The following is a 20,153-nucleotide window of genomic DNA, read 5'->3' on the forward strand; positions in this document are numbered from 1 at the left end:
CCGCGCAAGCTACGAATGTTCCCCTCCCATCGGACAGCGACTCATGTCGTGTGATCCCCACGGAGCAGCAGAAGCGCGAAGAATGCAGAGACCGAGGCCAGCGCGCCGATCCAGAGCGCGCTGCTGCCGAGATGCTCCACCATCAGTCCCAGCGCAAGCGGCGCGAAGGCGCCCGTTGCCCTGGAAGGCAGCGAAATCATCCCGACCCGTCTACCGAACCCGACCGGCCCAAACAGCGCCAACGGCAGCGTACCACGGGCAATGGTGATGATGCCGTTGCCCGCGCCATACAGCACCGTGAAGAGCGGTGCGAGCAAAGGACCGCCCGCGACCAGCGCAAGCACCCCGATCGGATTCATGAGCATGGCGAGCCGCGCCGACAGCAGCGGATGAAACCGGCCAAGCCATCCTGCTTCCAGAAGGCGGGCGCCGACTTGCGCCGGTCCGACCAGTGCTCCCGCCAGCAACGCCTGTGCCGGCGTGGCGCCGAACGCAACCAGCATGGTGGGCAGGATGGCCGAGACTCCGGAGCTGACAAAACTCGCGGCCGCAAACATGTACGCCAGCAATATCATTGCGAAGGTTTCGCTCTGACCGCCGGATTGCTGGCTTGCGCCCGTGCTCGGTCCAGCCTCCTGATGCAACGGAGCGGCACGGGGCAGCGCAAGGTTGAGCGGCAAGGCAAGGCTGATGTGGATCACCGCCCAAAGCTGGCAGGCCGCGCGCCAGCCGTACTCCGTGGCGAGCCAAGTCGTGAGCGGCCAGCCGAGCGTGCTGGCGAAACCGGCGATCAGGGTGATGCCGGTGATCGTTCGTCGCGCATTGGCGCCGTAAATGCGCGCAAGCGTCGCGAACGCGGCTTCATAGAGGCCCATGCCCATGCCGATCCCGAGCAGGATCCAGGCTGCGATCAGCACCGCTACGTCATAGGCCACGGACAGCAGCAGCAAGCCAGCCGCGAAAACGAGGTTCGAGACGGCAAGCATGCTGCGCCCACCGAACGTATCGATGGCGTGCCCAACCCTCGGACCAAGCAGGCCGGAGATGACGAGCGCTCCCGACAGCGCGCCGAACACGTAAGTCGGCGCAAGACCGAGATCGCCCGCGATCGGCGCGGCCAGGATGGCAGGAAGATAGTAGCTTGACGCCCACGCGATGGTCTGCGCGGTGCCGAGGGCGATGACGACGGTGAGCGGGCCTGCAGTGCCTCGACTCATGAGCAGCCGCACCCCGCACCGCCCGCCTTCTTGACGGATTCATCGGCGGCACAGCAGGCCGAAGGTTCGGCCTTGGCCGGACCGCCGCAGCATCCCGCCGCGGCGGCGGACGCCACGCTGCCGCGGGTGCAGACGCCGGTCTCCGGCAGCACGAGCTCGACCCGTGCCGCGGCCTTCTTGTCGCCGGCGATGTCGGCGGCGATCGATCGGACCTGCTCGTATCCCGTCATCATCAGGAAGGTCGGCGCACGTCCGTAGGATTTCATGCCGGCGAGATAAAAGCCCGGCTCATCATGCGCCAGCTCGCGCGCGCCGTGAGGCCGCACCGTTCCGCAGCTATGCTCGTTGGGGTCGATGAGCGGCGCGAGCGCGAGGGGCGCCTCGATCGCCGGATCGAGCCGCAGCCGCAGCTCGGACAGAAACGAGAGATCGGGCCGGAAGCCGGTCGACACCACCAGCTCATCCGCAATCACATTCCGCGCGGCCGAGCCGGCGCCTGCCGAAATCCTGAGGCGGCCTTCGCGCTCCGAAATGTGAGTGACAGCGAAACCGGTCTCGACCGCAATCTTTCCGGCAGTCACCAGCGCGGCGAAGGCTGAGCCCAGCTCGCCGCGCGCGGCAAGCTTGTCGTTGCGGCCGCCGCCAAAGGCCTTTGCCGGATCGTCGCCGCGCAGCAGCCAAACGGGCCTGGTGCCGGGCGCCTCCTCGGCGAGCCGCGCGAGATCGATCAGCGTGCCTAGCGCGGAATGGCCGGCACCGAGCACGGCGACGGTCTTGCCGGCGTATCTGCTGCGAGCGGAGCCGCGCACCGCCGGCATGCCATAGGCGATGCGACCGGCGCATTCGCGTTCGCCGAGCGCCGGCAGACCGTTGCTGCCGGCGGGATTGGGCGAGAACCACGTGCCGGAGACGTCGATGACGGCATCGGCGCGCAGCACCTCATCGCCTTTGCCGTTCTGGTAGCGGATTTCGAACGGCGCCTGGTCCCGCCCCTTCGTCTTGGCCTTGTCGAAGCCGGCGCGGCTGATCGCGGTGACTCGGCTCGAGGTCCGGATCGTCTCGCGCAGCGGCGTTCGCGTTGCCAGCGGCGCAAGATAGCGCTCGATCAGTTCGCCGCCGGTCGGATAGGAGCTCGGGTCCGGCGAATTCCATCCCGTCGGCGCAAGCAGGCGCGCCGCGGCCTTGTCGACGTTGTATTCCCAGGGCGAGAAGAGCTGGACGTGCTGCCATTGCCGCACCGCATGCCCGGCCTCGGGTCCGGCTTCGAGCACGACAGGGGACATGCCGCGTTCGCGCACATGAGCGGCGGCCGCGAGGCCGACCGGCCCCGCCCCGATGATGGCTACCGTCTTGTCCATTCCAAACTCTCCATCCTTCTAGAATTATGGAATAACTGGCCAAATGAGTTAGGCTGCGGTCTGCGCAGCCTTGCATCCCGCTTCTTCCGCACAGCACTCCGCGGCCAGGAAATCGACCAGCCCGCGCATGGCATCGAAATTGGCGCGGCAGATCAGGGTCGTCGATTCCCTGATCTGACTGACCAATCCGACCGAGACCAGCGTCTTGATGTGGTGCGACAACGTCGACGCCGGAATCTTCAGCTTGTCTTGCAACCGGCCGACCGGCATGCCCGCGTGCCCGGCCCGGACCAGCGCGCGATAAATCTGCAGGCGGGTCCGATTCCCCAGGGCTTCCAGGCGTGCTGCTGCGTCGTCGATCTTCATGCGCGACATGATGCGCCCGTGCGCATCAATCGTCAAACCATATTTCTAGAATATTGGAAATTACCGCTCACTCCATGGACCGGAGGTTTCCAGATTGACTTGCCCCCTATAATTCCATAAATCTGGATATATGGAAACAGAGCAAGCCGTCCTGGCGCTCGCCGCGCTGTCTCAACCGACCCGTCTGGAGGCGTTCCGGACGCTGGTCAGGCACGAGCCTGACGGTCTTGCGGCCGGCGATCTCGCCCGCCTGTTGGAAGTCCCGCAAAACACGCTGTCGGCGCATCTGTCGATTCTGAGCCGCGCCCGCCTCGTGTCCTCCGAGCGGCACAGTCGCTCGATCGTCTACCGCGCCAATCTCGGCGAATTCCGCGACGTCGCGCTCTTCCTGCTGCGCGATTGCTGCGGCGGACGGCCGGAGGTTTGCGAGCCCGTCGTCGAGACCTTGCAATCGTGCTGCTCGCCAAAACGAAAGGAGCGAGCCGGCTGATGGACAGTTTCGATCTCCCGCGGCGCCTCGCGGCTGAAGCGCTCGGCACGGGTATTCTCGTCGCCACCGTGGTCGGCTCCGGCATCATGGCGGAAACGCTGACCAAGGACGTCGCCCTTGCGCTGCTCTGCAACACCTTGCCGACCGGCGCCATCCTGGTTGTCCTGATCACGGTGCTCGGTCCGATCTCCGGCGCCCACTTCAATCCCGCAGTGACGCTCGTCTTCACCGGCAAGCGCGAGCTGCCGGTCAACGAGGCCGCGCTTTACGTAATCGCGCAGATCGCTGGCGGCATCGCGGGAACGCTGGCGGCGCATCTGATGTTCGGCCTGCCGCTGCTCGACCTCTCGACCAAGGTCCGAACCGGAGGGCCGCAATGGTTCGCCGAAGCGGTCGCTGCGTTCGGGCTGGTCGCGACGATCCTGGCCGGCATCCGGTTTCAGCGGACGGCCATCCCCTGGCTGGTCGGCCTTTACATCACGGCCGCCTATTGGTTCACGGCTTCCACGTCGTTTGCCAACCCTGCGGCGGCCATCGCAAGGTCGCTGACGAACACGTTCACCGGCATTCGCCCCGCTGACCTGCCCGGATTCATCCTCGCGGAACTCTGCGGCGCCTTCGCGGGCATGCTGCTGATGAACTGGTTGCTCGGCCGCTCACGCGCGTCCGCCTCGGTCGCAATCACGGAGACAGTTCGATGACCGTCACGATCTATCACAATCCCGCCTGTGGCACCTCGCGCAACACGCTGGCGATGATCCGGCAGAGCGGCGTCGAGCCTGATGTCATCGAATATCTGAAGACTCCACCCTCGCGGGACAAGCTCAAGGAACTGATCGCGAGCATGGGCATTCCGGTCCGCGCGCTGCTGCGCGAGAAGGGAACGCCTTACAAGGAGCTCGGCCTGGACGACCCCAAATGGAGCGATGAGCAGCTCCTCGATGTCATGATCGCCCACCCTATCCTCATCAACCGGCCGATCGTGGTGACGCCAAAGGGCACGCGCTTGTGCCGGCCGTCGGAAGCCGTGGTCGATCTCCTGGACAATCCGGTTGGCCGGTTCGTGAAAGAGGACGGCGAGGTGGTGGAAGCGCGCTAGGCCTGAAGGCGCGCCGTGAGACAGATGCAGTCGAGCTAGCCCAGCAAGCCCTTCAACCCCGCATAGATCGAGCCGATACCGGTCGCAGCAACGCCCGCGAGCGGCCCGACGGTCTGCATGAGATCCTGTATCAAGCGGGCACGACGGCGCAGCTGTTCCTCGCCGACATGCTGCCCGAGCAGCCGCGCCACCCTGAAGGCGAACGCGTTCGGCTTGCCTCCCTGCGTCAGCACACGCGGCAGGATCTGGAAGATCACGACGCTGAGAATGTTGCCGGAGACGAAGGCGAGCAGGATGCTCGCGCCATATTCGAACACTTCACGCCATTCGATCCAGATCGTCGGAAGGATCGGAACATGGTCATGGATCCCCGTAACCGTCAGCATTGATAGGACGCTGACGGCCGCTGCCAGGAACGCCAGCACGAACGCCGTCAGGGCGGACACCCGGTGCAACGGATAGGCCACGAAGCCGAACAGCAGCGGTATGGCGATCGATGCAATCCGGAGCGGGATCGGGGACACGTTGAAGGTGATGGTCACGAGCACGTGCGCGATCACCAGCAGCAGGGCTGGAATGACCACATAGAGCACCGCATGCGTTCCGTAATAGCGCAGCGGATTGTTGTAGCGCTCGAGACGGACGTTGACGCGATCGAGATCCCGCCTGAGCTTGTCCAGCTCGGCAACGATCTCGTCGATCTCGAGGAGCGTCGGTCGCACGACGCGCAAGTCGCGCGAACAATGCTTGCACGCGATGGCTTCGTCCTTGATCGTCTCGGCGCAGAACGGACATTCCATCGCTAGCGCGACTTCCCTCGCCTCATAATGGCTTCGATCTCGCCTCTGGCCCGCTTCAGTTCATCGCGCAGATCCTCGCGCTTGCGCAAGAGATCGTCGCGCTCGGCAAGCAACGTGGCGGGAACGGCGATGTCGCGCCCGCACGAGGCGCAGACCAGCGCACCCTCGGCATTTTCCGACCGGCAGTAGAGGCACGCCACTTGCGAGTTCACCTGCGAGCTCACTTGGGCGCAACCTTCAGGGTGAAGACGGTCGTGCCCGGCCGGCCATCGCTGTCCTTGATGTCGACACGCATCGTGTACTCCCCCGGCGGCAACTCCGCATCCTGCATGTTGATGCCATCTGGCTGCACGAAGGGCCTGACCCGAGGCGTCAGGTCGACGTTCGGCGTTCGGAGGAAGATCACCTTGACCGATTCCGGATCGATCTTGGCCCCGCCATAGGACTGGAATTTCAACACCAGCCGCAGAGGAGAATTCGCGGGAGCGCCCGGCGAGACGAACTCGATTTTCGGGCCGCGCATGATGCCGCGCTGATCGACGGCGACCGCGCCTTTGGGAGGCGGCAGCTTGGCCTCCTCTTCCGTGATCAATGGCGCGGCGAGCGAGGATCCCGCGGCCAACAGACCCGCAACCACCAGAGCCAGTAGAGCATTCCGCTTCATTTTCCTTGCCCCCTTTCCCATTCGTCAACGCAAGCCGCCATCGCCGATGATCGTGTAAGGCGCCCAGAACAGCGGATGCGCATAGGCAAACTCGGTCTTGCCCTCGCTGTTGAGATAGCCGGGACCATCGACAAGAGCCATCGTCGCCTGGCGCAGCGCTTCGCTGCGCGACAGCTTGGGATCGTCGGCCTGCCGCTTGAACAGGTCCGTCACCAATTGCCGCGCCGACTGGGAGTGCACCGACCAGTTCGTCACCAGCAGGGCGCGCGTGCCGGCGTAGAAGAACGCGCGGCCCAACCCGGAGGCCGCCTCGGCCCCTGCGCCTGCGCCGGCGCCGGTATTGCAGGCCGACAGGACGACCCAGTCCGCATCGAGCTTGAGACCGAGAATCTCTTCCATCGTCAGCAGTCCGTCGCCGCCCTCGCCCGTCACCACCGGCGACGACAGAGCGAGCGCCGGCTGCGTCAGCCCATTCAGCTCGCCCGGGACGAGGCCATGGGTGGCAAAGGCCAGGATCCTGAAGCCGGAGAGATTCATCGTCTTCACCGCGCTCTCGGTCGCGCTCTTGCCGAGGAACAGCACCTTCGAGGGATCCGCCTGCAAGGCCAGCGCGATCGACTTCAACTCGTCGGCGGTGTCGGGCAAACGGGGCAACAGACCGAGTTCGGCGCTATCGACGCCGTCGAGCTTGGGACTGTTGCGCCGCTTCAGCGGCCCGCCGCGCGTGATGTTGCCGCCGGCATCGGCCAGCTGAATCTTCTCACCCGTGCCTTCCGCCTCGGCGTGCTGATCGCTGTTGAAATAGGGATCGCCGAACGCGACGAGGTCGCCGCGGCCGGGCTTGCCGGGCGGCAACTGCCGCAGCGTGCGCAGAGCCGCCGCCGACGGCACCGTCGACACGGCATGGGTTCGCGCCAGCCACGGCACGTTGCGATAACCGACGAAGAGCGGGTCTTCGTCGGCGGCCACCTCCGCCGGTGCCGTCGGCAACAAGGCGAGCGGCAGCAGGCCCAGCGCACCGTTGGTGACAACGATCAGGTTCTTGGCCGGCTTCCAGCCGCTCTCGACCGGCTTGAGCAGCAGCTCGTACAACTCATGGCCGAGCTTGAGATCGAAGGGCGGAATGTCCGAGATCATCGCCGCCTGCGGCTCGAGCGCCTCGCGCAGCTTGCGGATCTTGCTCTCGATGTCGCCGATCCTGGCCTGGACGGCGGCGAATGCCACCGGCCCCGACTTCGGCACGGCCCAGACGAAGCTGCCGTTCTGGCCGAAATAGAACGACAGCATGGCCTCGCCGTCGGTCAGCGTCGCGCGGATCTCGGCGACGCTCGGCGGCCTGGGCGAGACGAGATCGGCATAGATCGGGAATTTCTGCTTGATCTCCTGGCGCGCCTTGTCGCGCTGGCCGCGCAACGCTGCGATCGAGGCCTGTATCTGCTGCACGCCTTTCTCGTCACGTTCCGCTGCGGGAAGCGCGAGCACGTTGTTAAGCGTACCGAGCTGGGCGTTGACCTGCTTGCTCAGATCCTGCTCTTTCCGCACGAGCTCGGCGAGCGCGGGATCCTTTGCCGCCGCACGCGCACTCGAGGCAGCCAGCGCCTGCTGCACCGAGCGGCCGCGGACGGCATCGGCCAGGCTGAACGTCTCTTCGCCGACATTGGTGCCGCCTCCTTCCACCCTGCCGAGCAGCAGCAGATAGCTCTCGACGATGGTCTGCAGCCGTTGGCTGCGCGCGGCCACCACCGTCGTGTTCTCGTCGTCGGCGTTATCGTTGGCGCTCGCCATCATCACCGGAATGGCGGCCCTAAACTCGCGGATTGCATCGGCATCGCGGCGGGCGCGCATCAATCCGACCGCCAGCGTGCCGCGTGCCGAGGCGGCGTCGAAATGATTCTCCCCCACCCGTGCGATCTGCCTCTTCACGAGCTGCTCCGCGGCGGCAATGCCGGCGTCCAGCTGCCCGGAATCATAGAGGGACAGGATGCGAGAGGGATTGAGCTCGAACACCTGGCGGCGCTGCGGGTCCCAGCCGGCGACGGCCTTTTCTATCCTCGCAAACATTTCGCCCGCTTCGGCGTTCTGGCGGCGAAGCGTCAGGATGCCCGCAAGCTGCGACAGCAACTGCACCGTCGCCTGCGAATCCTCGGGCACACCCACCGTCTTGTTGATGTCGAGGGCGACACGGCCGAGCTTCTCGGCCTCTTCGTAGCGGCCCTGGTCGACCAAAATGCCCGCCAGCCCCATGACGAAGCGCGGCGTGACCGGATTGTACTTGCCGGTATCCTTTAGGCGCGACAGCAGCGCGCGGCGCGCATCCACCTCGGCCTCGGCCAGCTTGCCCTGCTTCGCCTTCATGCGCGCCTGGCTCAACACGGTGCCATCGATCGCCTGCAGCAGAAGGGTCTCGGCCGGCGCACTGTCCGACGCCATGATGGCCTTCGTGCTTGCGCGCTTGCGCAGCTCGGCGGTGCGATAGGCGGCCTCGGCGTCTGCGAACTGTCCGCGCGCCTCGAGGATCGCGGCGCGAGTGAGCTCCAGCTCGCCTTCCCAGCTCTGGCCGAACTTCGCATAGGCCGCACGCCAATTGGGATGGCCGCTGGTGCGGGCCTCCTGGATCGCGGTCTGGGTGCGGCGGAGATAGGCTTCGGCCTGTGCGAGGTCGCCCATCTGGATGAGAACGACCGCGATCCCACGGTTCGTCACGAACTGAAATCCCTTGGCGCCGGGCATGCTGGCCGATTCGCGCAAAAGTCTTTGCATGATCTCGAGCGCGCGCTTCGGATCGCCCGCGAGCGAGTGTTGCAGGGACTGGAGCTGCAACATGCGCCCCAGCAAATTCGGGCCGACTGCGCCGCGCCCGACCTCCACGGCCTTGTCGGCGTCAGCCATCGCTTCGGCGAGCCGGCCGAGCTGCGCGCGGGCATTGGCGCGATCGAAATAGAGCTGCGCGAGGTCCTGGCGGGACTCCTTGCCCGTGGGCACGGAGTCGGCCTCCGACTTCAATTCCGCGATCAACTTCTCGTTGGGCTTGTCGCCGTCGAGGATCGCCGTGATGTCGGAGATGCTGCGCGGCGGGGCGACGAAATCCTTCGGCAGTGCCGTGCCTGCCTCAAGCTTTGGCGCCGTTTCCTTGGGAAGCTCGACGGCGACATTGGCGCGGCCATTGGCGGCGTTCAGCGCCGCCATTACGCAGGCCCTGACCTGGGGCGAGGCCTTGGCGCGGCAAGCTTCGAGATTGGCGCCGCCGGCGCGCATGCAGGCCTGCACGATCGGCTTGCCGACTTTCATCCGGCAATTCTCGAGCGCTGCTTCCTTGGTCAGCGCGGCCGCGGAGCCAGTCGATCCGAGCAGAATGGCAACTGCCAACAGGCGGCCCGAGGAAATGTCCAGACGGCTCTTGCGCGGATGCGCGGCGTTTAAGCTCATCTCGAAGGACCTTTGGATAAAATGAATTCGAAGAAACGATGCGATCCTATCCGGCCGGCGCGGAAGGACAAGGGCCATCAATGCGGTTCCCGGAGAACCTCAACCAGGTGGGCGGCGGCAGGCGGCGCACTCCCGTGGAACCGGTCAGGCGGCCCGGGGAATCGGGCCGATCGGCCGCGGGGCGGCCGCGCTCAAAGGGCTGAGGACCCGTGCTTAGCCCTTCGAGACCACCGCGCGACCATAGGGCGGTTGCCCCTGGACCGGCGGATTGGCGGTCTGGGCGGCGAGCTCGCCGATCAGGCGGTCGGCATCGGCGGCCATGCCGTCGGGGGCCTGGATCACCAGGCGCTCCAGCGCCCAGCGATAGGACGAGATGCGCTGCTCCAGGCATTGCTGCACCCACTGGATGATCAGCGAGTTCTCCTGCATGCGCGCGACCGCGTCGTCCCTCTCCCTCGGCGACAGCGCGGAGACACGCGCCATGCTGGCATCGCGCTTCCTGTCGAGATCGATGACGCGGATCGCGGATGCGAAGAACGGCTCGAAGCGGGTGATGTCGTTGCGCACGTCCTCGATCAGCTGCGCATAGCGCGAGGAATGCGAGCGGTGCGGCTCGTCGATCAGGGTGCGCCCGTACATGGTGCGGTCGAACACGACCTTCTGCCGCCACGGCGAGGGCAGCGCCTTGTAGTCGCCGAACACGCTCTTCCATGCGGGGCGCGACAGCGGCGGCTCGATCATGGGATAGGCGAGATCGCGAAGCTGGCGCTCTTCGTCGGTGAGCTGGAATTGCGATGGTCTCAGGCCGACGCTGGAGGTGACCTCCGCACCGAGCCAGCGATGCATGTCGTCGCTGCGCATGCTCTCGCGGGTGCGGCCGAAGTCGCCGCCGCTACACGCCGCGAGCAACGCGCCTAGCAGCGTGAGCAGGACGGCCGATAGGACAGGCCGGATCTGGCGGATGACGTCCGGCATTGCATGAAGCCGAATGTCAGCGGCGGCGACGACGGCGCCCCGGCGCTGTGCCCTGCTCCGGTCCGCGATCGCCGCTGGTTTCGTCCGCCTCGCGCTCGATTCGAATCACGGGAAGGATCAGAACCGTTCCCATGTCCGCGCGCGGAGCGACATCCCCGGACGAGCCCACCCGGCGACCGGCCGGAAATTCGATGATGGTCCCCATGTCAGCTCTCTTCAATTGCCGCGCGACCGAACGCGCCCCAGCAACATGCATTCATTAAGATCAGCTCATGGTTAACGGGGTGTAAACGGGCCGCTTCAACCGTAGCCGCACGGACCGCGCCGCGCCGTCCCGTTGCGGCACGACAACGCCTCAAATTGCAGGGCCGGCTTCACGCCTCGTTTTCCTTAACGAGGCTTTAAACGAAGCTGCGCTAGGCTCGCCCCCAAGTATCTTTCCCGAGTTGCGTACGCCTCCATGACCAAGTCGCTGTTTCCCGGATTCGACGGGCTGATGACCCTGTCCCGTCGCGAAGGTGTCGATGTCCGTCCGACGCTGCTGCGCGTGCTGACCGACCTCTATGTCCAGACGAGCACCCACAGCGACGACGAGCAGCGGCAATTCGTCGAGCTCGCCACGCGGCTGATCGACCAGGTCGACGATGCGACGCGCGCGGCCGTCAAGGCCCGCCTCGCGGTCTATCCGCAGACGCCCGTCCCGATCCTGCAGAAGCTCGGCCTGGTCGCCACCCAGGAAGGCCGCAGGGTTCCACTGGCCCGGGAGATCCCCGCCCCGCCGCGCGCGTCTGCTCCGGCGCGCGTGCCGACCGAGGCCGAGCAACGCATGTCCGCCAACTTGGCGATGCAGCCGAAAGAGGCGGCCGAGATCCACGACATGTTCTTCCGCGCCGGCGCCTCCGAGCGCGCGCTGATCCTGCACAATCTGGCGCAGACCCCGCTGAAAGCCGCCCCCCGTATTCCGACCGTGCGCGCCAAGCGCGCGATCCAGATCCTGGAGATGGCGGCGATCGCGGGCGATATCGAAAGCTTCACCTTCGAGCTCGGCGACAGCCTGATCCTGCCCTCGCGCGTCGCAGCCCAGATCGTCGACGATGCCGGCGGCGAGGCGCTTGCCGTTGCCGCACGCGCGCTCGACATGCCGAGCCCGGTGTTCCAGCGCATTCTCTTGTTCTTCAAGCCGGAGATCGGAACGTCCGTGAACGCCGTGTACCGCCTGTCGCGGCTCTATGACCGTCTCGCCGAGCGATCGGCGCTGGTGATGCTGGCGGCCTGGCGCGGCTCGACGCTCGCGGTCACCCGCGCGAAGTATCAGTCCTCGCTGCATGACGGGGAGCGCCAGCGCGCACGCGCCGGCGCGAGCCAGACGCGGCCGGGCGTGCAGCCCGGCTCGAGCCCGGCGGTGCGGACGGGGACTAATCCGTCGGATCGCTGATTTGCTTACGCCGCCGCAGCGAGCGGCAGCGGTGAGGCACGCAACGAACTCCAACCCCGTCATTGCGAGCAATGACGGTTGAGGCTACGCCTTGGCCAATTCCAGAAAATGCCGGCCCGCGCGATCCTCGGTCTCGACGATCCAGGCATCCGGATCGAAGCGGATTTCCTTGGTCAGCCGCTCCTCGATCGTGTGATCCGGCAGAGGCTGCGGCGCGACAGGGACGAAAAAGCGGTCGACCGGCCGGCCGTCGTCATAGACGGTCTGCGGCGCCGGCGCATACAGCATGGCATGGCCGTCGAGCAGCGACACCTTGACGAACACCGCGCCCGCCTCCTCGGCACCGCGACGCCTCACGGCGCCGAATACGCCCTCGGTCTGGCACCGGCGCAAGTAAGCCGCCACCCAAATATTGGATTTCAAACGCATGAATTCGACGATAGGCCAGCGCGAGGCCTCACGCCAGCTTCACGTCTCACGCCTTGCGCGTGCCGTCCTGACCACCGCGAATCTGCGTTGCGATGAAGTATGACAGCGGCATAGCGAGTGCAAATCCTACCGCCACGGCATAGGGGATGTTCCTGATGGCGTCGGCGGCAAAACTCGGGACCATCAGCACCACGATGAGGCTGATGCCCGCCAGCGTCGTGCCGAGCATGATCCAGACGAGAATCGAGACCTTGAACATGACGACCTCTCTTCCTTGATGAGATGAGCCATCTTGTTCCTGCGGCCGCCGGCCGTCATTGATCCCACTCAAATCGCAATCGTATCGGATCCGGTCCATCGTGCCGGCGCCGGCAATTGACCTGCGTCAACGACACTCGACGTGCGGCTATTCGACCGGGCGGCCGATCGCAGCGGCGAGCTCGCGCAGCAGCCGGTCCGAGACCTGGCCGGTGACCTGCATCTTGTGCTCGCGCTCGAACTTCTGGATCGCGGCCTGGGTCTCGCCGCTCATGGTGCCCGTGATCTTCAGATTGCCGTAGCCGTATTCGGACAGCGCGCGCTGCACGCCGGCGATGCGGCGTGCGGCCGGGCTTTGCGCCGGGATCGGCGCCGGCGGACGCAGGGCCGCGGGCGGCGTCGAGGTGGTCGCCTTGACCAGATTGGTCATCGGATCATTCGAGCGCGTCGAGGCGGTCGCCTCGACCGGCTTTTCGGCAGCACGCTCGGCGGGCTTGGGCTCGGCAGGCTTAGGCTCGACACGGAACTCGGTCGCGCGCGGCTCGAGCGGCGAGGTATCGGCGCCGACGGGGCGCGGACGCGGCATGGGATTCGACAGCGGCACGGACGACGGCGCGGGAAGATTGATCACCGTGCCGAACATCGGCGCGGGATGCCGGCCGGTCTGGAGGAACAGCGCATTGGCAACGATCGCGGCGATCGCGGCGACGGCGACGAGGCCGGCCAGCGTGTCCTTGGGGCTGTGCAGCAGCACGCGCATCACGAGGTTGCGCTCGGTCTCGACGTCGACAACCGCAGCTTTGGCGCCACGGCGGCGCGGAGCGGCTTCGTCCTTGGCAGACTTCTTAGGCACTTTTCTTCACCAGAGCGGGTTGGTCCTGAGACTGATCGTGAGCTTGGTCTTGAAGATCCCGACCTTGAAGATCCTGGCGCAGCGCCGGCGTCAGCGTCGCAATCTTGCGCTCGGCCGGCTTGGCTTGCGGCGGCGTGTAGACGAGCGGCAGCTTGACGGTGACCGCCGTGCCCTCGCCCAACCTGCTTTGTACCGTCAATTCGCCGAGATGCAACGCCACGAGACTCTTCACGATCGAAAGTCCAAGGCCGGTGCCCTCGTGCCGGCGCTGATAGGTCGTGCCGGCCTGGAAGAACGGCGCGCCGATGCGCTTGAGATCGTCGGGCGCGATGCCGACGCCGGTGTCGCTGATGCGCAGCGTCAGCTGCGAGCCGGACACCGCGGCCGATACGCAGACCTGACCGCCGCGCTCTGTGAACTTGATGGCGTTGGCGACGAGGTTGAGCACGATCTGCTTGAAGGCCCTGGGATCGCCGGTCATGACGGGCAGGTCCTGCGGCGCGTCGGTGATCAGGTCGATGCCGTTCTCCCGCGCCTTCAGCGCCAGCAGATTGCAGCAATGCAATAGCGAAGCGCGCGGCGCGAACGGCTCGGACGCGATCTCGAAATTGCCCGATTCCATCTTCGACATGTCCAGGATGCCGTTGACGACCGACAGCAGGTGCTGGCCGGAATCGTTGATCAGCTGGGCGTATTCCTTGCGCTGCGCAGCACCCAGCATCAAGGCCTGCTCCTGCGCGATCATCTCGGAGAAGCCGATGATGGCGTTGAGCGGCGTGCGCAGCTCGTGGCTCATGGTGGCGAGGAAGCGCGTCTTGGCGGCATCGGCCGCCTCGGCGGCGCTGCGCGCCTGGTCCAGCGCCTGCTCGAAAAGCTTGCGGTCGGTGACGTCGCGCATCACCGCGATGACTTCGGCTTCGCACGGGACGTCACGCGCGCTGTCCTGATCGAGCGGACGGCAGCGCATCTCGACCCAGATGAAATCGACCTGGCCGCGCTCGGCGGCGGGCTCGCGCCGCAGCCTGAACTCGACGCTGCGCACCTCGCCGCGCGCCGCGTCGGACAGTGCCGTGAGATAGGCCGGCCGATCGGCGACATGGACACGGTCGAACAGGCCGTGGCCGAGCAGTTGCGCCACCTGCGCTCCGAGCATGGCCTCCACCGCCGGCGAGATGAATTGCACCGCACCGTTGCGCTGATGCCGCGAGATGACATCGCTCATGTTGCGCGCCAGCAGGCGGTAACGCTCCTCCTCGCGCGACAACAGCGCGACGCTGGTGCGCGCGAGCGATTCCGCGCCGAAGGCGAGGCCGGCGGCATAAAGAGTGGCAGACGTGACCCCGAAAGCCATCAGCACGCCGCGCTCGGCGGCACTCGGCTCAACCACCGGCAGCCAGCCGAGCTGGCTGACCAGAATCAGCATTCCGGCGCAGGACAGCGCAAGCAGCGAGGCAAACGCCGCGACGCGGCGCGAGGCCGACAGCGCAGCTTCGAGCGGAACCACGATCAGCCAGACCGCGGCGAAGGATTCGATGCCGCCTGTCGTGATCGCGACAGCCATGATCAGGCCGGCGAGCGCCAGCGACGACAGCACGTGTGCGCCCTCGTAACGGCCGGTGCGCGACAGGAACCAGGACAACATGATCGGCGCGATCAGCCAGGCAAAGGCCGCGACCTCGATCGCGCTCGGCGCGCCGCGCATGGCGAGATAGACCGGAAATGCAGCGAAGGCGGCAAGGCTGCCGAGCAGCCGCGGTGCCATGAAGGCGCGATGGCGCGCGCGCATCAGCGCATCGTAGCGCGCGGAGGGATGCAGCAGTGCATCGAGACAATCGCGGATGATACTCAAAACTGTCACGGGTCTCGCGCTTCGGCTCAATCGTCTCTTGGAAGACGCGCCGGAACGCCTCCTTGTCGTTGAGCCACCGTGTCAGAGCGACCTTAAACGAGTGCTAAGGCGGCACAGCGTGTGGCCGGACACCGCGTTATCGCGGAGCTTTTTAGACGATTTGGCGACGTCTTCGCTGCGAATGGTGAACGCAGGGTTTCACCCTGCTCCGCATGGTTTCGAATTGGTGGATGCGGGCGGCCGGCAGAACCATGGGTACGGGCGTCAATCGAAAATTTACCGGAACGTCGCTCCCGAAGAATCTTGCGTCAATTTTCCGCGAATTAAGCTCAAGGCAATCACTTGCGATTTATCGAGGATCGCTAGGTCCGACATCCGCGGGGAGATCGCCGCGGGCGGAGTCTAACGGACAGGTCGATAAGATGCGCTTTCTGCTCCGCATCACATTCTGGCTCGGGCTGGTGCTGGTGCTCCTGCCGCGGGACAAGACGCCCGAATCGGACAAGCTGCCGCAGATCGGCGCCGCCGATGCGGTGCAGGCCGCGACCGCGGCCGTTTCCGACGTGACCCAGTTCTGCAAGCGCCAGCCGGCGGCCTGCGAGGTCGGCGGCCAGGCCGCGACCATCATCGGCCAGCGCGCCCAGGACGGCGCGAAGAAGCTCTATCAGATCATCAACGACAAGAAGGAGCAGATCACCAACGACAAGAACGACGGCGGCAGGAACGACGGCAGCAAGACCGACAGCAAGAAGGCGCCCGACCATACCGGCTCGATCGCGCTGGCCGGCGAAGGCGATTTTGCAGCGAGCGAGGCGCCGCGCGATACCCTGACCCAGGACGACCTTGCGCTCGAATGGCGCGGACCGGGGCCGGCGAATTAGCGTCCAAGCCCTATCGATTTCAGGGCTTCGCGTCTCTATATTGGCGGTAGGCGGGAACTTAGGGCCGATATGACGACGATTGACGAAATCAGGGACAATTTCGAGCTTCTGGACGAGTGGGACGACCGCTACCGGTACGTCATCGAGCTCGGCCGCACTCTGGAACCGCTGCCGGAGGCGGAACACTCGGCCGAGAACAAGGTGCAGGGCTGCGTCAGCCAGGTCTGGCTGCAGAAGACGGTCGATCGCAGCAATGGCGAGCCGGTCCTGAAATATCGCGGCGACAGTGACGCCCATATCGTGCGCGGGCTGGTCGCGATCGTGCTCGCGCTGTATTCGGGCCGCACGCCGCAGGAGATCCTCAATACCGACGCGATCGCCGTGTTCAACGAGTTCGGCTTTCGCGATCATCTGACGCCGCAGCGCTCCAATGGCCTGCGCTCGATGGTCGAGCGCATCAAGACCGATGCGAGAGAGGCGCTCGCGGAAGCGTCGTAAGATGCTCTCGTAGGGTGGGCAAAGCGGAGCGTGCCCACCTCCTGTGTATAATGAAAACTCGTGGGCACGGCGCTTTGCGCCTTTGCCCACCCTACAAGACCCCGACTACTTCCGCTTCCGCTGCTGCTGCCCGAGGCCCATCTGCTTGGCCAGTTGCGAGCGCGCCACCGCATAGTTCGGGGCGACCATGGGATAGTCGGCCGGCAAGCCCCACTTCTCGCGGTACTGCTCCGGCGTCATGTTGTACTGCGTGCGCAGATGGCGCTTCAGCGACTTGAAGCGCTTGCCGTCTTCGAGGCACACGAGATAATCGGGCGCGATCGACTTCTTGAGCGAGACGGCGGGCTTGGCCGGCTCCAGCGGCGCAGTCTCGGTGCGGCCTGACGAAACCCGCACCAAGGCGCCATGCACCTGACTGATCAGGTTCGGAATCTCGGCCGCCGGCGTCGGATTGTTGCTGAGATAGGCCGACACGATGCTCGCGGTCAGCTCGATGAAATTCTTCGCCCCCGCATCCGACATGCGCCCTCCCTTGTCCGCTTGTGGCTTACAGGATTGACGACACCGAAGTATTCCCTGTCAAGAATACATTCGGCTGAAACACGATGACTGACGGCGACGGACTGATTACTGGTGAAAGGCGCCGGTCTACTTGAGCGCGCGGTCGCTTTAACCGCGCTGGTCGAGATGGGCACGGAGCTCGTCGATCGAGGCAAAGCGCATCATGCCCTCCGGCATCTGCGCCTCGATGGAGCCATCGGAATAGAGCGAATAGGCCATGCCATCGACGACGCCGGACTTGAGCACCGTCACCGGCGGGGGCTCCACGGGCGGCGGCGGCTCGGGCGCCGGCGCAGGAGCGGTCTCCGCCAAGGTCGACGGCGAGCGCGGCGGCGGCGGACGGCGTTGGGCGGCCGGCGGCTCCGGCGGGCGCGCACGGTCCGGCTTCGGCCAGGCGACGTCGAAGCTCGCAGGGGGCGAAAGGTTCGGGGCCTCGCTGGGCTCCGCAGACGGCGGGGCAGTTTCAGTGGATTTTGCCTCCGCGCGCTCGCGCTCCTTGCGCGAGGTCGAGGCGAACAGCAGGTTGCGCCGGCGCGACGCTTCGGGAGCGGGAGGCGGTGTCGGGGCTTCCGGCTCCTGCTGCGGTGCCTCGGCACGCGGACGCTCGCGCGCTGCAGCTTCGCTCTGCCACGGCGGCGGACTTGCGGGCGGTGGCGGCGGCGCCGGCTCGGCTCTCACCGCCGCAGCGGGCACCGGCTCGGGCGCGACTACGCCAGGCACAGCGAGGCCCGGCAGCGCGGGCCTGACCCGAACCTCGGATGGCGCGACCGCACCGGCCAGCCGGCGTGCGATGCCCCTGAGCTCGAGCAGCACCAGATGCAGGCCGACCAGTAACATTCCGGAGCAGACGCCAATGGTGCCGGAGACTATGAGAGTCCCACCGAGGCTGAATTCCCTGATCGTCATGCCGAAAATCACCGCGAGGAGACCCGCCAGCACGGCGCAAATCCCCACGATCAGCAATGCCAAATTCATCGAACTCACCCCCGGCCGCGCATCACGCGCGAGAACCGCTACGCCACGATACCGTCATACGCTGTTCCACGCCAACGGCCAATTCTGGGCAGTGTTCCTAAAGGGAAGGAAATCAGGGACTTATTCACATTCCCTTCAGCCGGGGCTCGCTACTGCTAAAGCTGCTCGCAAAGTCATCTGAATGGGTGCCAACCGGAATTGCTGCGTCGCATCAGGAATTTAGCCATAATGCCCAATTACTTGGTAATGGAACTGCGCTATAGGGAGTCCGGGGTTGAGGCCCGCGCGCGCCAGCAGGGCCAAAAGGGGATTCCGGGGCACCGATAGCCATGACATCCATCACGACTTCGGCGATCGACACGCCTCAGCGGCGCTCGATCGAACGGACTTGCGACGATCTCGCCATGCTGGTGCTGGCCGCGGTCGCCGTCATTGCAGGCTTGACCTTCCGCGACTACGGGCTCGGCTGGGACGACTACACCCACGCCGAATATGCCGACCTGCTGCTGCGCATGTTCGGTTCCGGCTTCAAGGACACCGCGGCGCTCTCCTTCGCCAATCTCTACATGTATGGCGGCGGCTTCGACATGGTCGCGGCCCTGCTGCACAAGGTCATTCCGCTCGAGCTGTTCGAGACCCGCCGTCTGGTCGGCGCCATCGTCGGCGTAATCGGGCTTGCCGTGACATGGCGGCTCGGCCGCCGCATCGGCGGACCGCTTGCCGGTCTGGCTTCCCTCCTCCTGCTTGCGCTCTGCCCGACCTTTTACGGCCACATGTTCATGAACCCGAAGGATGCACCCTTCGCGGTCGCCATGGTCGTCCTGATGCTCGGCCTCGTCCGGCTCGCCGAGGAATATCCGCAGCCATCGCCGCGCACGATCCTGATCGTCGGCTTGGGGGCCGGCCTTTCGCTCGGCTGCCGTGTTCTCGGCGGACTCGCGCTGGTCTACGCCGTGGTCGGCTTCGTGCCGCTGTTCCTGGAGGAATTGCGCACCGAAGGTCCGCGCGAATCCGTTCGCCGCTTCGCCCATGTCGTCTATGTGTTGCTGCCAGGCCTCGTGCTCGGCTACCTCGTGATGGGCCTGATCTGGCCGTGGTCGATCATGGAGCCCGGCAATCCCTTGGCGGCGCTGACCTACTTCTCGCATTTCTTCGAGAAGCCGTGGAAGGAGATGTTCGACGGTGCGATCGTGTCGGTGCCCGACATGCCCTGGTCGTATCTGCCGACGCTGTTCGCCCTGCAGCTGCCCGAGGTGATGCTGGTTCTGATGGGCGGTGCGATCGTCAGCACCTTCGCCATGCTGCCGCGGCGCGAGGTTCCGGCACGCCGCAAGACCATCCTCCTGATGCTGACGCTGGCTGCTACCCTGCCGCTCGCGATCGCGATGGTGAAGCGCCCGGCGCTCTACAACGGCATTCGCCATTTCGTCTTCGTGATCCCGCCGATGGCGGTGCTCGGCGGCGTCGCCTTCGCCTGGACCATGGAGCGCCTGCGGGCCAATCACCGCACCTGGCAGCCGGTCGTGCTCGCCACCTTCTGCTTCGGCCTTGCGCTGTCGCTCGCCGAGATGATCCGGCTGCACCCCTATCAATACACGCACTTCAACCACATTGCCGGCACCGTGCGCGGCGCCGACGACCGCTTCATGCTGGACTATTGGGGCCTCGCCTTGAAGCAGGCCTCCGACGGATTGCGCGAGCAGCTCGTCGAGCGCCAGGAAGTGCCGCCCGGCAACCGCAAATGGAAGGTGGCGGTGTGCGGTCCGCAGCGGCCGGCCCAGGTGGCGCTCGGGCCCGACTTCACCATCGGCTGGGATTCCAACGCGGCCGATTTCGCCATGACGCTCGGCGAGTTCTACTGCAAGGGCCTCACCGCCCCGGTCATGGTCGAAATCAAGCGCGACGACGTGGTGTTCGCGCGCGTCTACGACATCCGCGGCCGCGGCATTTCCAGCCTGCTGTCGATCCCGGCGCCGTAGGATTTCTCCGTATCCGTAGCCCGGATGGAGCGAAGCGTAA

22 protein-coding genes are annotated in these 20,153 nt (G+C 65.9%); 7 read left to right on the plus strand and 15 right to left on the minus strand.

Annotated elements, in window-relative coordinates; all coding sequences use genetic code 11:
- Positions 1-41: 41 nt before the first annotated feature.
- The 3 genes from GA0061099_RS00665 to GA0061099_RS00675 are packed head-to-tail and all read right to left on the minus strand — an operon-like array spanning position 42 to position 2,941.
- Entirely contained in the window at positions 42-1,217 is a 1,176-nt protein-coding gene (locus GA0061099_RS00665) for an MFS transporter (RefSeq protein WP_036023228.1), read from the minus strand.
- Positions 1,214-2,575, minus strand: coding sequence for an NAD(P)-binding domain-containing protein (locus GA0061099_RS00670; protein WP_036023198.1), 1,362 nt, complete (start codon positions 2,573-2,575; stop codon positions 1,214-1,216). Before GA0061099_RS00670 ends, GA0061099_RS00665 begins: the two co-directional genes overlap by 4 nt.
- Positions 2,576-2,623: 48 nt before the next feature.
- Entirely contained in the window at positions 2,624-2,941 is a 318-nt protein-coding gene (locus tag GA0061099_RS00675; protein WP_036005951.1) for an ArsR/SmtB family transcription factor, read from the minus strand.
- 130 nt (positions 2,942-3,071) lie between these two features.
- Between GA0061099_RS00675 and GA0061099_RS00680 the strand changes: the two genes are divergently transcribed.
- Genes GA0061099_RS00680 through arsC form a run of 3 tightly spaced genes read left to right on the plus strand, consistent with a single transcriptional unit; the run spans position 3,072 to position 4,530 of the window.
- The gene (locus tag GA0061099_RS00680; RefSeq protein WP_036005887.1) at positions 3,072-3,431 is read left to right on the plus strand and encodes an ArsR/SmtB family transcription factor; all 360 of its coding nucleotides are present in this window, start codon (positions 3,072-3,074) and stop codon (positions 3,429-3,431) included.
- Positions 3,431-4,132, plus strand: coding sequence for an aquaporin (locus tag GA0061099_RS00685; RefSeq protein WP_036023196.1), 702 nt, complete (start codon positions 3,431-3,433; stop codon positions 4,130-4,132). The genes GA0061099_RS00680 and GA0061099_RS00685 overlap by 1 nt, the downstream gene beginning before the upstream one ends.
- Positions 4,129-4,530 carry an arsenate reductase (glutaredoxin) gene (gene arsC / locus GA0061099_RS00690; protein ID WP_036005892.1) on the plus strand — a complete coding sequence of 134 codons (402 nt, stop codon included), beginning with the start codon at positions 4,129-4,131 and terminating at the stop codon, positions 4,528-4,530. Before GA0061099_RS00685 ends, arsC begins: the two co-directional genes overlap by 4 nt.
- 35 nt (positions 4,531-4,565) lie before the next feature.
- Here arsC and GA0061099_RS00695 read toward each other — a convergent pair whose 3' ends face one another.
- The 6 genes from GA0061099_RS00695 to GA0061099_RS00720 form a co-directional block, all read right to left on the minus strand.
- Positions 4,566-5,330, minus strand: a complete 765-nt coding sequence (locus GA0061099_RS00695; RefSeq protein ID WP_036005895.1) for a hypothetical protein — start codon at positions 5,328-5,330, stop codon at positions 4,566-4,568.
- 2 nt (positions 5,331-5,332) lie between these two features.
- Positions 5,333-5,542, minus strand: coding sequence for a hypothetical protein (locus GA0061099_RS00700; protein WP_036005954.1), 210 nt, complete (start codon positions 5,540-5,542; stop codon positions 5,333-5,335).
- 8 nt (positions 5,543-5,550) lie between these two features.
- Positions 5,551-5,994: a hypothetical protein gene (locus tag GA0061099_RS00705; protein ID WP_036023194.1), complete on the minus strand. Its 444-nt coding sequence runs from the start codon at positions 5,992-5,994 to the stop codon at positions 5,551-5,553.
- 24 nt (positions 5,995-6,018) lie between these two features.
- Complete coding sequence (locus GA0061099_RS00710) at positions 6,019-9,420, minus strand: CHAT domain-containing tetratricopeptide repeat protein (RefSeq protein ID WP_036023193.1); 3,402 nt, start codon at positions 9,418-9,420, stop codon at positions 6,019-6,021.
- A gap of 213 nt (positions 9,421-9,633) precedes the next feature.
- On the minus strand, positions 9,634-10,395 hold the full coding sequence (locus tag GA0061099_RS00715) for a hypothetical protein (protein WP_036023191.1): 762 nt from the start codon (positions 10,393-10,395) through the stop codon (positions 9,634-9,636).
- Positions 10,396-10,411: 16 nt separating this feature from the next.
- Positions 10,412-10,600, minus strand: coding sequence for a hypothetical protein (locus GA0061099_RS00720; RefSeq protein ID WP_036005903.1), 189 nt, complete (start codon positions 10,598-10,600; stop codon positions 10,412-10,414).
- A gap of 255 nt (positions 10,601-10,855) precedes the next feature.
- Here GA0061099_RS00720 and GA0061099_RS00725 point away from each other — a divergent pair, with 255 nt between their 5' ends.
- Positions 10,856-11,830 (plus strand): DUF2336 domain-containing protein, encoded by a 975-nt coding sequence (locus GA0061099_RS00725; protein ID WP_036023189.1) that lies wholly within the window; start codon positions 10,856-10,858, stop codon positions 11,828-11,830.
- A gap of 84 nt (positions 11,831-11,914) precedes the next feature.
- Here the strand turns inward: GA0061099_RS00725 and GA0061099_RS00730 are convergent, their stop codons facing one another.
- The 4 genes from GA0061099_RS00730 to GA0061099_RS00745 form a co-directional block, all read right to left on the minus strand.
- Positions 11,915-12,259, minus strand: a complete 345-nt coding sequence (locus tag GA0061099_RS00730; protein WP_036005907.1) for a DUF1491 family protein — start codon at positions 12,257-12,259, stop codon at positions 11,915-11,917.
- A gap of 46 nt (positions 12,260-12,305) precedes the next feature.
- Positions 12,306-12,518: a hypothetical protein gene (locus GA0061099_RS00735; protein ID WP_024339804.1), complete on the minus strand. Its 213-nt coding sequence runs from the start codon at positions 12,516-12,518 to the stop codon at positions 12,306-12,308.
- Positions 12,519-12,665: 147 nt separating this feature from the next.
- Positions 12,666-13,370, minus strand: coding sequence for a peptidoglycan-binding domain-containing protein (locus GA0061099_RS00740; RefSeq protein ID WP_036005910.1), 705 nt, complete (start codon positions 13,368-13,370; stop codon positions 12,666-12,668).
- Positions 13,363-15,228: a sensor histidine kinase gene (locus GA0061099_RS00745; RefSeq protein WP_036023187.1), complete on the minus strand. Its 1,866-nt coding sequence runs from the start codon at positions 15,226-15,228 to the stop codon at positions 13,363-13,365. The genes GA0061099_RS00740 and GA0061099_RS00745 overlap by 8 nt, the downstream gene beginning before the upstream one ends.
- A gap of 413 nt (positions 15,229-15,641) precedes the next feature.
- Here GA0061099_RS00745 and GA0061099_RS00750 point away from each other — a divergent pair, with 413 nt between their 5' ends.
- Together GA0061099_RS00750 and GA0061099_RS00755 are read left to right on the plus strand one after the other, a co-directional pair.
- Positions 15,642-16,100, plus strand: a complete 459-nt coding sequence (locus GA0061099_RS00750; protein WP_036023185.1) for a DUF5330 domain-containing protein — start codon at positions 15,642-15,644, stop codon at positions 16,098-16,100.
- Between the two features lie 69 nt (positions 16,101-16,169).
- Positions 16,170-16,598 (plus strand): SufE family protein, encoded by a 429-nt coding sequence (locus GA0061099_RS00755; RefSeq protein WP_036023183.1) that lies wholly within the window; start codon positions 16,170-16,172, stop codon positions 16,596-16,598.
- A gap of 105 nt (positions 16,599-16,703) precedes the next feature.
- Here GA0061099_RS00755 and GA0061099_RS00760 read toward each other — a convergent pair whose 3' ends face one another.
- On the minus strand, positions 16,704-17,120 hold the full coding sequence (locus GA0061099_RS00760; RefSeq protein WP_036005917.1) for a Ros/MucR family transcriptional regulator: 417 nt from the start codon (positions 17,118-17,120) through the stop codon (positions 16,704-16,706).
- A 147-nt stretch (positions 17,121-17,267) separates the two neighbouring features.
- Entirely contained in the window at positions 17,268-18,134 is an 867-nt protein-coding gene (locus GA0061099_RS00765; RefSeq protein WP_074447485.1) for a hypothetical protein, read from the minus strand.
- A gap of 329 nt (positions 18,135-18,463) precedes the next feature.
- Here GA0061099_RS00765 and GA0061099_RS00770 point away from each other — a divergent pair, with 329 nt between their 5' ends.
- Positions 18,464-20,113, plus strand: a complete 1,650-nt coding sequence (locus GA0061099_RS00770; protein WP_074447486.1) for a glycosyltransferase family 39 protein — start codon at positions 18,464-18,466, stop codon at positions 20,111-20,113.
- The last annotated feature ends 40 nt before the right edge of the window (positions 20,114-20,153 follow it).

The organism is Bradyrhizobium yuanmingense (genome assembly GCF_900094575.1).
In the GTDB taxonomy this organism is placed as follows: domain Bacteria; phylum Pseudomonadota; class Alphaproteobacteria; order Rhizobiales; family Xanthobacteraceae; genus Bradyrhizobium; species Bradyrhizobium yuanmingense.